The sequence below is a fragment of the Paractinoplanes hotanensis genome, assembly GCF_023717965.1.
GTDB lineage: Bacteria > Actinomycetota > Actinomycetes > Mycobacteriales > Micromonosporaceae > Actinoplanes > Actinoplanes polyasparticus.
Map to the genome: position 1 here is coordinate 114,093 of NZ_JAMQOL010000022.1, position 13,039 is coordinate 127,131.

Consider the following 13,039-nt stretch of genomic DNA (forward strand, 5'->3'; position numbering starts at 1 on the left):
TGCGGGGATGCACACATACTGACGTGAACGCACACAGTCAGCAATAGACGAACTTCATTGTGTAGCGTTTCCGGGTTCCGGGTTCCGGGTTCCGGGTTCCGGGAAGCGGGCCCGGGCGGCGCGTTCCTAGGCACGCCGCCCGGGTGCCCGCTCAGTACGCGCTACTGATGTCCGTCTTGGCGTTATCCGTGCCGTACTGCCGGTCCTCGATGATGATGTCCTGGCCGACCGGCTCGCCGTTCAGGAACTTCGTCGCCGTCTCGAACGCGAGCGGGCCGAACCGCGGGTTCGACTCGATCACCGCGGAGGCCCAGCCGTCCACGATGGCCTGCACAGCACCCTTGGTGCCGTCGATCGACACCACCTTGACGTCGCCGGCCTTCTTGCCCGCGCCCTTCAGGGCGGTGATGGCGCCGAGGGCCATCTCGTCGTTCTCGCCGTAGATCCCGTTGATGTCCGGATTGGACTGGAGTAGCTGCTCGGTGACTTTCTGCCCTTCCTCGCGCGCGAAGTTGCCCGTCTGTTCGAAGACGACCTGGATGTCCGGCGCGACCTTGGCGATCTGGTCCTTGAAGCCACTGGTCCGCAGCGTTGTCACGTTGTTTCCGGGCGCCCCCAGCAGGATCGCGACCTTGCCCTTGTTGCCCATCGCCTTGGCCATCTCGTCGGCCGCGCGCTTGCCCTGCTCGGCGAAGTCCGACCCGATGAACGTCAGGTAGTCCTTGCAGGGATCAGCGTTGATCTTGCGGTCGATCGTGATGATCGGGACCTTCTTGGCCGAGGCCTTGGCGAAGACGGAGTCCCAGCCGTCGGAGTTGAGCGGCGCGATCACCAGCAGCTGAACACCGGAGTCGATCATCTGCTCGACGTCGCTGATCTGCTTGTTGAACTGGGAGTTCGCGTTCGTTGTGGTGAGGTTTGTGATGCCCTGCTCGGCCGCCTCGTCCTTGATGGACTTGGTCTCGGCGATGCGGAAGGGATTGGCTTCCTTCTCGGACTGCGAGAAGCCGACCTTCGCGGTCTTGAGGTCGAACTTGGTGCCGCCGAACTGTTCGAGTGTGCAGGTCGCAGCCTCGGGATCAGCCGATTGCACGACCTGGGCACCGGCCGACGCGGGCGTGTTGCTCGCGGTCGCGCCGTCGTCCTCGGACTTGGCGCAGGCGCTGGTGAAGAGAAGGGCCGCACCTAGGATCGCGGCCGCCGGCCGCCAGCGGCCGGGGGAAACGCTCATGACAGAGCTCCTTAGCGGTGGATGTGACATCGGGGAGTAACCACCTCGAAACACATTCACGCACTATCGAACTTTTTCTGTCAAGACTCCGCACCATAGACGCGCACGAATGCACGCGATCCAAGATCGTCTTTGCGACTTCGGCTTGATCAAACCATGGGAGTCGATGTCCGTGCGACGTCCCAGCGCGCTGACATCGAGGCGTACAGACGGCGGGCCTCCTCGGGCCGTTCGCCGCTGAGCACCGCCGCGTCCTCGAGCGCCGCGGCCAGTTCCAGGGCGCGGCCGACCTTGCGGTAGTGGGCCGCCGCGGCCAGCGCCGGGGCCGGATCGCCGAGCAGCAGGGCCTGGCAACGCAGGTTCGCCGCGTACGCCCGGGCCGGTCGCACCTCGCGGGCGGCCTCGGTCGCACAGATCGCGGCCGCCTGATCGGCCACCTCCGGCCGGTTGTGCCGGCGGGCGAGCCGCAGCACATCGGGCAGCCACTGGTGGCGCAGCATCATCGGCGCGTACGCCGGTTGCAGCAGCGGCCCGAGCAGGTCGAGCGCCTCGTCCGGCCGGTTCCGCTGCTCGGCCGCGAGCGCCCGCGCCACGAGCAGGAAGTCGCAGTTCTCGCGCTCGGCCTCGCTGGCCGGCACCGCGTCGGCCGCGCCCAGGTGAGCCGCCGCGAGGTCACGCGCGCCGCGGTGCAGGGCGATCAGCGCGGCCACCCCGTGCAGCAGCATGGTCACCGCTCCCGGCTCGCGCTGGCCGTGGAACGTGATGCCCGGGCCGTCCTCGGTGACCGCGCCGACCTCGGCCAGCGCCTCGTCCCACCGGCCCAGCCAGTAGTCCTGCACCGCGGTCGCGACCTGCAACCCGGCGGGCAGGCGTTCCTCGGCGGCGAAGGCGGCCGCGGTCTCCAGGGTCTGCTGCGCCTCGTCGAGCCGGTCGAGGTTCTGCAGCGAGAAGAGGCGGTTGTCGAGCAGGTCGAAGTAGGTGCCGGCCAGTCCCGGGCGGCCGCGCACCACGCTCAGCGCACGGTCCACATGCTCCAGGGCGCGCTCGTGGTCGCGGCGGATCGAGCTGGTCAGCCAGATCGTCTGCAGGGCGAACGCGGTCTCGTAAGGCTGACCGGCCGCCACCGCCTCGTTGTAGACGGCCGTCGCCCGGCGTTCGGCCGCGTCGAGATCCTCGAGGTCGCCGCGGCGGAAGTTGGCCAGCAGCACCCGGTGCCGGGAACGCCAGATAGCCGGCACCCGGTCGTCGTCCACCGCCTCGTGCAGCATCGCCTCGGCCTCGGCCGTCTCACCCCGGTGGTGGCGCATGGTCGCGAGCAGCTGGCGCATCTCGGCCCGGTCGCCGGGATCGGTGGCCAGGCTCATCGCCTCTTCCGCCTGGTGCAGCGGGACGCGTCCGCGCCGGTATTCGAGCCGTACCAGCGCGACCAGCAGGACTGCCCTCTCCTCGGCCGAGGGCAGGTCGGTGGCGAGCGTGCGCCGGATCAGGTCGCCGGCGATCTGCGGGGCCCGGCGCACCACTGCCGCGTGATGGATGACCAGCCAGTTGAGCACCCACGAGTCGGCCAGCGGGGCCGAGGCGTTGAGCTGCTCGGCGACCCGGGTGAGCGGGCTGCCGCCGGCCGCCAGCACCTCGGCCGCGTGCCGGTGCAGCCCCGCGCGCAGCGCCGGCGGCACGCTCGCGATCAGCGCCTGACGCAGGAACGGGTGCCGGAACGCCAGGTCGGTGCCGCTGTCGACCAGCACCGCGGCCGCCAGCGCCTCCTCCAGCGCGCCGACCAGGTCGAGCGCCGACCGTCCGGTTACCGCCACGACCTCGCTGACCGAGAACTCCGACCCGAGCAGGGCCGCCAGCCGCAGCACCTCACGGGTCTCGGCGGAGAGCACCTCGAGAGCGGCGTGCACGGCATCGAGCAGGGTCTGGGGCGGATCGACGGTCACCTCGGGGCCGATGTCGGCGCGGCCGCCACTGATCTCGACGGCGTCCCGCTGCCGCAGCGCCGCCACCAACTCGCGGGCGAACAACGGGTTGCCGCCGGAGCGGGCCGCCACCTCGCGCAGGTTGGGCCCGGGCGGGGCGCCGACCAGCGCCGTCACCAGCCGGTCGAGGTCGGCCGGAACGAGCGGGCCGAGGTCGAGCGGCATCTGCTGACCGGCCCGGATCCGGCGGCGCAGGCGGGCCTGGTGCGCGTCGGGCCGGGCCGCCGCGACCAGCAGCAGCGGAAGCTGGCCGACCAGGCTGAGCAGTCTCTCCCACACCCGCACGGTCGCGCTGTCGGCCCACTGCATGTCGTCGACCACGAGCACCAGCGGCGACGCGGCGCAGGCCGACCGCACCGCGGCGACGATCTGGTCCTCGGCCGGGCCCTCGGTCTCCTGTGGACGCCGGGACGCGGTTTCCAGCCCGAGCGCCCGCGACAACACCTGCAGGGGTACGCGGGAACCCAGCTGGTCGGCCGCGCCCCAGGCCACCCGGCAACCGAAGCGGGCGGCGTCGGCGAAGGCGTGGGTGAGCAACTCGGTCTTGCCGATGCCGGGTTCGCCGGAGATCCAGACCGCGCCCCCGGTGCCCGCCGCGACCGCGCGCACCAGCCCTCGCAGATGATCAATCTCGGCCACCCGGCCGACCCAGGAGCGGCCGCCGAGCCCGTCCCGCAGGGCCTTGGCGATCGGCGTCGGCACCACCGTGCGGAAGGAGCCAGGGCCGGGCCGCGGGGCACCGCGTTCGGCCGATCCCGCGAGCAGCTGCCGGTGCAGCGAGCGCAACGCCGGGCCGGGCTCGATGCCCAGCTCGGCGACGAGCGTGCGGCGAGCCGTACGGAAGACCTCGAGCGCCTCGCCGTGCCGGCCGACCCGGTGCAGGGCGCGCATCAGCAACTCGTGCAGCGGCTCGTGCAGCGGGTGGTCGCGGACCAGGGCGGTCAGCTCGGCGATCAGCCCGTCGTCGCCGCCCGCCTCGAGCATCAGCCGGGCCCGCTGCTCGGCTGCGGCCAGTTGCAGCTCGGCCAGTCGCTGCCGGTCGAGTTCGAGGAACGGACCGGCCAGGGTGGCGTACGCGTCCCCCTGCCAGAGGCCCAGAGCCTCGTCCAGCCGGGCGACGGCGGCCGTGGCGTCGCCCGCGGTGAGCAGTTCGGCCGCGGCCGTCCGCAGCCGCTGGAAACGGGCCGAGTCGAGGTCGCCCGGGTCGACGCGCAGCTGGTAGCCGCCCGAGCCCGTGCTGAGGTTCTCCGGCTCGAGGACGCGCCGCAGCCCCGAGATGTACGTGTAGATGCTGCCCACCGCCGTGACCGGCGGCGAATCACCCCAGATGGCCGTGATCAACTCGTCGCGCCCGACCACCCGGCCGGCGTGCGCGGCGAGCACTGCGAACACCGCGCGCTGCCGGGCCGGGCCCAGATCGAGCTCTCTGCCGCCCAGCCAGGCCCGCACCGGCCCGAGCAGGCTGACGCGCAAGACGTTCGTCAAGAGTCCTCCCGCGTCGATGATGGTCAAGGGAGACGGTGCGGGGTGCCAACGGATAACGGAAAGCGCACGGAGGGGCACTCCTCGGCGGTCGCCCTTCCGCGCGGCCGTCGCTCTCTGCTCAACTGGTTCATCGGCCTTCCGTTCGCGATGAAGGATCCGTGAAGGTTCCCTGAAGGCGCTTTTCGCAGACTGACCTCCCTGACCTTATGGGGAGGCAGCCATGGAACAGATCCGCGTCGCCGTGCAAGCGACCGACCCGCTCAGCCACGCCGGCCTCGCCGCGTTGCTCCAGTTCCGCGGCGACCTCACCGTAGTGCGCAACGCCCAGCGAGCGGAAGCGGACGTGCTGGTCGTGGCCGCGGAGAGGCTCAGCACAGAGGTCGTGGCGACGCTGCGGCGGGCGGGTGCGGAGACCGGCGCTCCGGTTGTGCTGGTGGTCGCCGAGATCGACGAGGGCGACCTGCTGACCGCGGTCGAGTGCCGCGTGGTCGCCATCCTGCCGCGCGGCGCCGTGTCGGCCGACCGGTTGGCCCACAGCGTCAAGGCGGCCGCCTCGGGCGGCGGTGTGCTGCCCCCGAACCTGGTCGGTGAGCTGCTCAAACACGTCGAGCGCATGCAGCGTGACGTGCTCACCCCGAACGGGCTGAACGCCTCGGGGCTGACCCCGCGCGAGATCGATGTGCTGCGGCTGATGGCCGACGGCTTCGACACCAACGAGATCGCCGGCAAGCTCTGCTACTCGGAGCGGACCGTGAAGAACGTCATCTACGGCGTCACCCATCGCCTGAAACTCCGCAACCGATCCCACGCTGTGGCATATGCGCTTCGCGCGGGCATGATCTAGGCGTTTGCTGGGGGCATGGAAGCCCCGCCCAAACTCAAGCCCGGCGACCGCGTTGCCATCGTCTCGCCCTCGTGGGCCGGCCCCGGCGTCTTCCCGGCCCAGCACGAGCAGGCCCTGCGGCGCGTCCGCGACGAACTCGGCCTCGAGCCGGTCGAGTTCCCGACCACCCGCCGGCCCGGCTCGCCGGCCGCCGACCGGGCCGCCGACCTGATGGCGGCCTACGCCGACCCGTCGATCCGGGCCGTGTTCGCCAGCATCGGCGGCGACGACCAGATCACCGTGCTGCCGCACCTCGACCCGGCGCCGTTCGTGGCCGACCCGAAGCCGTTCTTCGGCTACTCCGACAACACCAACCTGCTCAACTGGCTGTGGAGCCACGGAGTGGCCGGCTATCACGGCGGTTCCACAATGGTGCATCTCGCGCGCGGCGGCGGTATCGAGGCCGAACACGCCTCGTCGCTGCGGGCCGCCCTCTTCGAGACGGTCGACCTGCCGATCGTGCCCGTGGCCGAGTTCGGCGACGAGGAGGTGAGCTGGGAGGACCCGGCCTCGCTGACCACCTCGGGGCCAAAAGTGCCGAGCCCGGGGTGGCACTGGCACCAGCCCGAAACGGTCGTCACCGCGCCGACGTGGGGTGGCAACCTCGAGATCCTGCACTGGAACCTGGCCGCCTCGCGCTGGATCCTGCCGCCGGAGCGCTACGCGGGCTCGATCCTGCTGCTCGAGACCTCCGAGGAACTGCCGCCGGCCGAGGAGGTCTTCCGCATGCTGCGCAACGCCGGCGAACGCGGGCTGCTCGAACAGTTCCCGGCGGTGCTCGTCGCCGCGGCCAAGGCGAGCAACCTCGACCACCGCCCGCCGCAGGAGGAACGCGCCCGCTTCCGCGACGAGCAGCGGGAGGCGACGCTCAAGGCGCTGGGCGCCTACAACCCCGCCGCGATGGCCGTATTCGGGATCGATTTCGGACACACGTCACCGCAGTGGGTGCTGCCCTACGGCGGCCGGATGACCGTTGACGGTCCCGGACGCCGCATCGTCGCGCACTACTGATCAGGCGACCCGCTCGGACACCGGGGGCTGCGCGGGCGTGGAGCCGGGGTCGCAGAACGTACGGGCCGGGGGGTGCGCGGCCAGCCGGTTCGGCACCAGCAGGAAGGCCAGCGCGGCGCCGACCACCATCAGGCCGGCGCAGATCATCATCGTGTTCCGGTAGACCGGCTGAAGCTGGGCGGCGTCGGTCAGGCTGCCGCCGCCCAGGCCGGCCGCCAGCGGCAACACGGCCACCGAGAGCAGGCCGGCGGCCCGGGCGACCGCGTTGTTCACCCCCGAGGCGATCCCGGCGTACGAATCCTCCAGTGCGCCCAGGGCCGTCGCGGTCAGCGGCGCCACCAGCGCCGACAACCCCAGCCCGAAGATCACCACGGCCGGCAGGACGTCCGTCCAGTAGTTCGCGTCCGGCCCGATCCGCGACATCAGCACCAGGGCGACGGCGCAGATCAGCGGGCCCACGGTCATCGGGATGCGCGGGCCGATGCGTTGCGACAGCCCGCCCGCGCGGGCCGAGAGCACCAGCATCAGAGCGGTCGTCGGCAGCAGCGCGATGCCGCTCGCCAGCGGCGAATAGCCGGACACGACCTGCAGATTGATCACGAACAGGAAGAAGACCCCGCCGTTCGCCGCGTAGACGACGAAGGTGACCAGGTTGGCGCCGCTGAAGGCCTTGTCGGCGAAGATCCGTACGGGCAGCATCGGGTGGGCCGCCCGGCGTTCGTACAGCACGAAGGCGACCAGGGAGGCGACGCCGACGGCCAGCGAGACCAGCACCACGGGGCTGCCGGGCCCGTCCATCGGCCAGGCCGTGAAGCCGTACGTGAGACCGGCCAGCCCGAGGGCGCCGGTGACCACGCCGATCAGGTCGATGCGGCGCGCGGCCTCGGGATTGCGTGACTCGGGCACGTGCTTGGCCCCGACCCAGAGCACGAGGGCAGCCAGCGGCACGTTGATCAGGAAGATGTAGCGCCAGTCGCCGATGTCGACCAGCCAGCCGCCGAGGAACGGCCCGAGGGCGCCGCCGATGCCGCCGAGGCCGGACCAGGCGCCGATCGCCTTGCCCCGGTCTTCAGTTGTGAACGACGCCTCCAGGATGGCCAGTGCGCCCGGAGTGAGCAGCGCGCCGCCGATGCCCTGCAGGACGCGGGCCAGAATCAGCGTCTCGATGTTGGGGGAGAGGCCGCACAGTAGCGAGGCGACCGCGAACCAGGCGACACCGATCAGGAAGATCCGCTTGCGGCCGTACCGGTCGCCCAGCGAACCGCCGAGCAGGATGAGAGAGGCGAGGCTGAGCGCGTACCCGTTGACCGTCCACTGCAGACCGGCGGCGTCGGCCCCGAGGTCGCGCCCGATCTCGGGCAGCGCGATGTTGACGACCGTCGAGTCGATGAACGCGAGGCTCGAACCGAGAACGGTCGCGAGCAGCACCCACCGGCCGGCCGCCGAGCTGTACCGGACGGGTTGACCGGTGGTGAGATCCATGCGGCGACAGTAACCGTGAGCAGGCCCGGAAGGGATAGGTCAGGCGTCTGGTGCGGCTGTGTGCCTCGCTACTTCCCAAACCGTCACAACCGCCCCACAGAATCTTGTCAAAGCTGAGCGCCTCACCTCATCCAGGGCCGCGTGATCCAGGGCCGCGTGCGCAGGCCGAGAAACTGGGGGGCGTACGTGTGCTTTTCCATGGAGGGTGCGCGTCCGTGCACATGCAGCCTTGCGTGCGCGTACGTGCACATAAAATCTTGTGTGCGCGTACGTGCACACGCGATATGGTGTGCACGTACGCGCACTTAGGAGGGTCATGCGTCTCAGCAACTCCACCGACCTTGGCCTCTACCTACGCGAGCGGCGTCGCGCTGCAGGCATGACGCAGGTCCAACTGGCCGACCGGGCAGGCGTGAGCCGTCGTTGGTTGTCCGATCTTGAGGCCGGCAAGCCAACCGCCGAGGTCGGGCTGGTGTTCAAGGTGGTGTCCGCGCTAGGCCTGCTCATCGACGTTCGGGTCGAGCCTGAGCCGGAGATTGATCTGGACGCCTACCTCGACTCCCTGGGCGGTGGGCCGCTGTGAACCGGGAGCTCGTCGTCCTGCAGCGTTGCGCGCGGCGTCGAGCGCAGACGCGGTCGTGGCGCTGGGATCGAGCCTGCCCGAGTGGTCGGTCGCGCGTGTCACTGAGCACGCTCGCAACTGTGCGGCGGCGTTGGGCAAGGGGTGAACATAGGGTGGATGCATGATGCGTGCAGCCGTGTTCACTGAGCCAGGTCCCGCGTCCGTTCTTCAGATCGTCGAGCGGGATCTGTTGCCGCCGGGGCCGGGTGAGGTGCGGGTCCGGATTGTGTTGTCCGCGGTCAACCCGACCGACACCGGCACCCGGGCCGGGCGCGGCGTGCCCGACGGGGTATCGCCGCCACGTGTGCCGAACCAGGACGGGTCCGGCGTGGTGGATGCGATCGGTGACGGAGTGAGCGGGCTCGAGCCGGGCGACCACGTCTGGGTGTGGGACGCCTCGTACGCCCGCGAGAACGGCACCGCGCAGGAGTACGTCGTGCTGCCCCGCCGCCAGGTCGTGCGGATGAACGAGGACGTCCCGTTCGAGGTCGGCGCGGCGCTGGGTATTCCGGCGCTCACCGCCCACCGCTGCCTCACCCTGGCCAGTGACGGGCCCGACCGGCTCGCGCCGGGCGCGCTCGAGGGCCGGACGGTGCTGGTGGCCGGCGGGGCCGGTGCGGTCGGCAACGCCGCCGTCCAGCTCGCGAAGTGGGCCGGCGCGACCGTGCTGACCACTGTCTCGTCGAAGGAGAAGGCCGATCTGGCCGCGGCCGCCGGGGCCGACGCGGTGATCAACTATCGCGAGGAGGACGTGGCCGCCCGGGTCCGCGAGCTGAGCGAGACCGGCCCCGACGTGATCGTCGAGGTCAACACCGACAACCTGGCGTCCGACCTCGACGTGATCGCGCCCGGCGGCAACATCGCGATCTACGTCGGCGGCAAGTTCACGGTGCCGAGCTTCAAGGCCATGCTCAAGAACGTCAGCCTCGACTTCGTGCTGACCTACACGACCTCGGAGCAGGAGAAGGACAACGCGGTCGCCGCGGTGGGCGAGGCCGTCAACAGCGGCGCCTTCCGGGTGGGGGAGAAGGCCGGTCTGCCGATCCTCCGCTTCCCCTTCGAGCAGGTCGTCCAGGCCCACGAGGCCGTCGAAAGCAACGCCGTGGGCAAGGTCGTCATCGAGGTGACTCAGCCCTGACGAGCAGCGCGTCGGCGACTCTTTCCACGCCGCGGCCGTCCACCGCCGACCAGGCCCGCTGGGCCAGGTCGGTGCGGGCGGCGGCATCGGTCAGCAGGTGGTGCAGCGTGTCGACGGCGTCCGCGCCCAGGTGGCCGAGCCGGCCGAGCCCCGCGCCGTATCCGCGGGCGATCGTCCGGTCGTACCCCAGGATCTGGTTGTCGACGACCCAGACCAGGGCCGCCGGCAGGCCGAGGCAGAGCAGCTCCCAGGTCGACGTGCCGCTGGCGCTCACCGCGAGGTCGGCCTCGGACAGCAGCTTGGGCAGGTCGTCGGTGGGCGCGATGATGTCGAAGCGCTGCCCCTCGGTCGGCACGACCGCGTGCAGCTCGTCGCGCAGGCTCTGGTTGGCGCCGATGATCGTGGCCTCGAACGGCGCCCCGGTCTGGGCCAGCAGGACGGCGATCTCGGGGGCGGCCCGGTAGGCGTCGGTGCCGCCGAAGAAGGCCACGACCTTGGGCGTACGCGAACCGGTGTGCACCGACGGCGTCAGGGGCCGCAGGCTCCGCACCGAACTGCGCAGCAGCGCGTAGTCGAGCCCGGCCAGGCCCACCGCGCCCTCGACGTCGACCACCGAGTCGAGGTTCTGGTCGACGTAGATGTCCGCGGTTTGGCCGCGGAAGTCCCCGTCGACGATCGCCAGCACCGGCCGGCCGGTCTCGCGGACCGCCACCGAGTGCGACGGCGGCAGCGTGTACGAGTCGATCACCAGGGCGTCCAGCTCGAGCCGCTCGACCGCCGCGACCAGCCCGGCCGCGTCGGCCGGGGGCGGGTGCCAGGGCAGGCCGCGCTGGGTGAGCTGGGCTTCGGCCCACTCGACGCCGCCGAGGTCGCTCAGGAAGACGACTCCGGCGCCGCGGGAGACCAGTTCCTCGGCCAGGGCGACGCACCGGACGAGATGACCGACGCCGGTGCGGGCACCGGCGTCGCAGCGAATACCGACGATCGCCACTGCTACGCCTGCACCAGAGCCTTCTGGAGGACGTGGGCGTTCAGCTCGATCAGCTCGGGCCGCCCGGCCAGCCAGTCGGTGAGCTTGCGCACCGACATGGGCTCGTCGCCGAAGTGGGTGACGATCGCCTCGATGAGCTTCCAGTCGTCCTCGGTGTCGAGCGTGAGGCGCAGGTGCGACAGGTCGGGCTGCAGGGTGAGCCCGAGCACGTCGAACTCTTCCGAGTGGGTGTAGATGTAGGACGTCACGTGGGTGCGGTGGTGCTCGGTGGCCAGCGCGTCTATCTCGCGCAGCACCGGCGTGCGGACGATCTCGACGTCCAGGCCGCGGGGCAGCGTCTTGGTGATCGAAGTGGTCAGGTAGTCGACGCCCGCGGCCAGGAAGACCCGGTGGGTGAGCGCGATCAGCTCGGGGTCGAGCAGCGGCGAGTCGGCCGTGAAGCGGAGCACGATGTCGCTCTCGTGCTCGTCCAGCACGCCCAGGAAACGGTCGAGAACGTCGTCGACCGAGCCGCGGAAACAGGGCACCCCGATCGCGGCGCACTCGGTCGCGACCGCGTCGTCGTCCGACTCGGTCGTGGTGGCCACCACGACCTTGTCGAGCACACCGCTCTGCTGGGCGGCCCGGACGACCCGCTCCAGGACACTGCGGTTGCCCAGTTTGCGCAGCACCTTGCCGGGAAGCCGGGAAGAGCCCATCCGGGCCTGGATGATGCCGAGGGTTGTCATGAAAGTCCTTTTCGAAGGCGATTACGAGCCTTGCGGGCGACTCCCATACCCAGCTTCGCGACGCGGAAGCTGACAGAGCCGCTGAAGGTCGCGATCTGCGTACGAGCCTTACGAAGTTCTTTGTCCCTTTTTTCGAGCTCGCGCTCGAACCGCTGGGCGCGGGCATCGGCGTCGGCCAGTTGCCGGCGCAGCGCTCGGAGTTGCTCCTCCTGTTCCCGGCGTGAAGCCGGAAGCTCCTCGGATGAGGTGGGCGGCACGTCCCCGGGCAGGCCCGCGGCGCTGTGCAGGATCGAAGTCAGGGTCTCCAGCTTGACAGCGGCGGGCCAGGGGTGCGCGTAGCCCCCGCCGATGAGCGTCTGCGCGAACCGGCGGATCACGTCGGTCTGCGGCGGGACGCTCGGGTCGAGAACGGCGTAGCTGTCCTGGTGGACCACCACGTTGTCAGCGGTGGCACCGGGCTGTGCGGAGGCCCAGCCGGTAAGCAGCCGCCGCACGATCGGGAGATCGTGCCGCAGGCAGGCCGCCAGGAGCAACTCTTCCAGCAGGCGACCCGCCGGAACTGGCCCGTCCAGGCCAGAGCCGTCGCGACCAGGCACTTCGCGCAGTACACGACGGTTCCACACGCCGTCACCGCCGGGGGCCAGCTCGACCACCGGGCCGTCGCCGATCAGCACCGGCGGCAGCGCCGGCCCGGCCTCCGGCATCGGCGCGCGATGGGCGGAGACGAGCCAGGCGGCGGCGAACTCGAGGCCCAGACCGTCGCGCACGGCCGCGGCGGCGAGCCGGCGAGGATCGCTGAGAACTTCCTTCCCGGCGTACGCGTCGCCGGCCGCCCGCGCCGTCAGGGCCGACAGCACACCGGCGGGCCCGTCGGCCAGCGCCTCGGGCGTGGCGATCAGCGTCGGCGCCTCGGGAAGCGGCCAGGCCGCGCCCAGCCAGCTCACGGTCAGGCCCTCGGCGGCCAGGTGGGCGCTCAGGCGGCCCGGGTTGCCGGGTTTGGCGCCGAACTCGCCGAGCGGGCACCAGTCGCTGTCGGTGTGCGCCGACGTGGCGCTGCCGAGGTCGACGAGCCGGTGCAGGCCCAGCTCGTTCTCGACGGCGAGCAGCAGCATGCCGCCGGGACGCAGCACGTGGTGCAGGGCCCGCAGGCAGTCGGCCCAGTCGAGCTGCGGCCCCTCGACCGAGCAGAGCCGGCCGAGTCCGTCCAGGGCCAGCACGGCGTCGTACTGCTCGTCGCCGTTCAGCTTGGCCAGCGAACCGCAGAGCACGCGCACGCCGCGGGCGTCCAGCTCGTCAGCCTCGGGTTGCGATCGGACCAGGCAGGTGACCGGGGAACGGGCGGCGACCGCGGTGATCAGGGCGTCGTCGTGCGGCCCGGCCACCAGCACCCGGGCATCGGCGGGTAGCTGCTCGGCGAGGTGGCCGTAGAGGACCCCGCCGGCACGAGGCCGGTCCTCGGTGAAAGAGGGCATCTCGCCCCCGATCATCT

10 protein-coding genes are annotated in these 13,039 nt (G+C 71.2%); 4 read left to right on the plus strand and 6 right to left on the minus strand.

Annotated elements, in window-relative coordinates; translation table 11 throughout:
* Positions 1-151: 151 nt before the first annotated feature.
* Together LXN57_RS18010 and LXN57_RS18015 are read right to left on the minus strand one after the other, a co-directional pair.
* The gene (locus tag LXN57_RS18010; RefSeq protein WP_251799318.1) at positions 152-1,231 is read right to left on the minus strand and encodes an ABC transporter substrate-binding protein; all 1,080 of its coding nucleotides are present in this window, start codon (positions 1,229-1,231) and stop codon (positions 152-154) included.
* 149 nt (positions 1,232-1,380) lie between these two features.
* Positions 1,381-4,695: an ATP-binding protein gene (locus tag LXN57_RS18015; RefSeq protein ID WP_251799319.1), complete on the minus strand. Its 3,315-nt coding sequence runs from the start codon at positions 4,693-4,695 to the stop codon at positions 1,381-1,383.
* 220 nt (positions 4,696-4,915) lie between these two features.
* On the opposite strand from LXN57_RS18015, the gene LXN57_RS18020 reads away from it, so the two are divergent.
* Both LXN57_RS18020 and LXN57_RS18025 read left to right on the plus strand, forming a co-directional pair.
* A complete protein-coding gene (locus tag LXN57_RS18020) occupies positions 4,916-5,539 on the plus strand; it encodes a helix-turn-helix transcriptional regulator (RefSeq protein ID WP_221379694.1) in 624 nt (207 codons plus the stop codon).
* 15 nt (positions 5,540-5,554) lie between these two features.
* Positions 5,555-6,589, plus strand: coding sequence for a S66 family peptidase (locus LXN57_RS18025; RefSeq protein WP_251799320.1), 1,035 nt, complete (start codon positions 5,555-5,557; stop codon positions 6,587-6,589).
* Here the strand turns inward: LXN57_RS18025 and LXN57_RS18030 are convergent, their stop codons facing one another.
* Complete coding sequence (locus LXN57_RS18030) at positions 6,590-8,071, minus strand: MFS transporter (protein WP_251799321.1); 1,482 nt, start codon at positions 8,069-8,071, stop codon at positions 6,590-6,592.
* 316 nt (positions 8,072-8,387) lie between these two features.
* On the opposite strand from LXN57_RS18030, the gene LXN57_RS18035 reads away from it, so the two are divergent.
* Together LXN57_RS18035 and LXN57_RS18040 are read left to right on the plus strand one after the other, a co-directional pair.
* The gene (locus tag LXN57_RS18035) at positions 8,388-8,654 is read left to right on the plus strand and encodes a helix-turn-helix domain-containing protein (protein WP_251799322.1); all 267 of its coding nucleotides are present in this window, start codon (positions 8,388-8,390) and stop codon (positions 8,652-8,654) included.
* A 163-nt stretch (positions 8,655-8,817) separates the two neighbouring features.
* Complete coding sequence (locus LXN57_RS18040) at positions 8,818-9,831, plus strand: NADPH:quinone reductase (protein ID WP_251799387.1); 1,014 nt, start codon at positions 8,818-8,820, stop codon at positions 9,829-9,831.
* Here the strand turns inward: LXN57_RS18040 and LXN57_RS18045 are convergent.
* Genes LXN57_RS18045 through LXN57_RS18055 form a run of 3 tightly spaced genes read right to left on the minus strand, consistent with a single transcriptional unit; the run spans position 9,809 to position 13,037 of the window.
* Entirely contained in the window at positions 9,809-10,822 is a 1,014-nt protein-coding gene (locus tag LXN57_RS18045) for a PseG/SpsG family protein (RefSeq protein ID WP_251799323.1), read from the minus strand. The genes LXN57_RS18040 and LXN57_RS18045 overlap by 23 nt on opposite strands.
* 2 nt (positions 10,823-10,824) lie before the next feature.
* Positions 10,825-11,550 (minus strand): cytidylyltransferase domain-containing protein, encoded by a 726-nt coding sequence (locus LXN57_RS18050; protein WP_251799324.1) that lies wholly within the window; start codon positions 11,548-11,550, stop codon positions 10,825-10,827.
* Positions 11,547-13,037: a hypothetical protein gene (locus tag LXN57_RS18055; RefSeq protein WP_251799388.1), complete on the minus strand. Its 1,491-nt coding sequence runs from the start codon at positions 13,035-13,037 to the stop codon at positions 11,547-11,549. Before LXN57_RS18055 ends, LXN57_RS18050 begins: the two co-directional genes overlap by 4 nt.
* Positions 13,038-13,039: the final 2 nt, after the last annotated feature.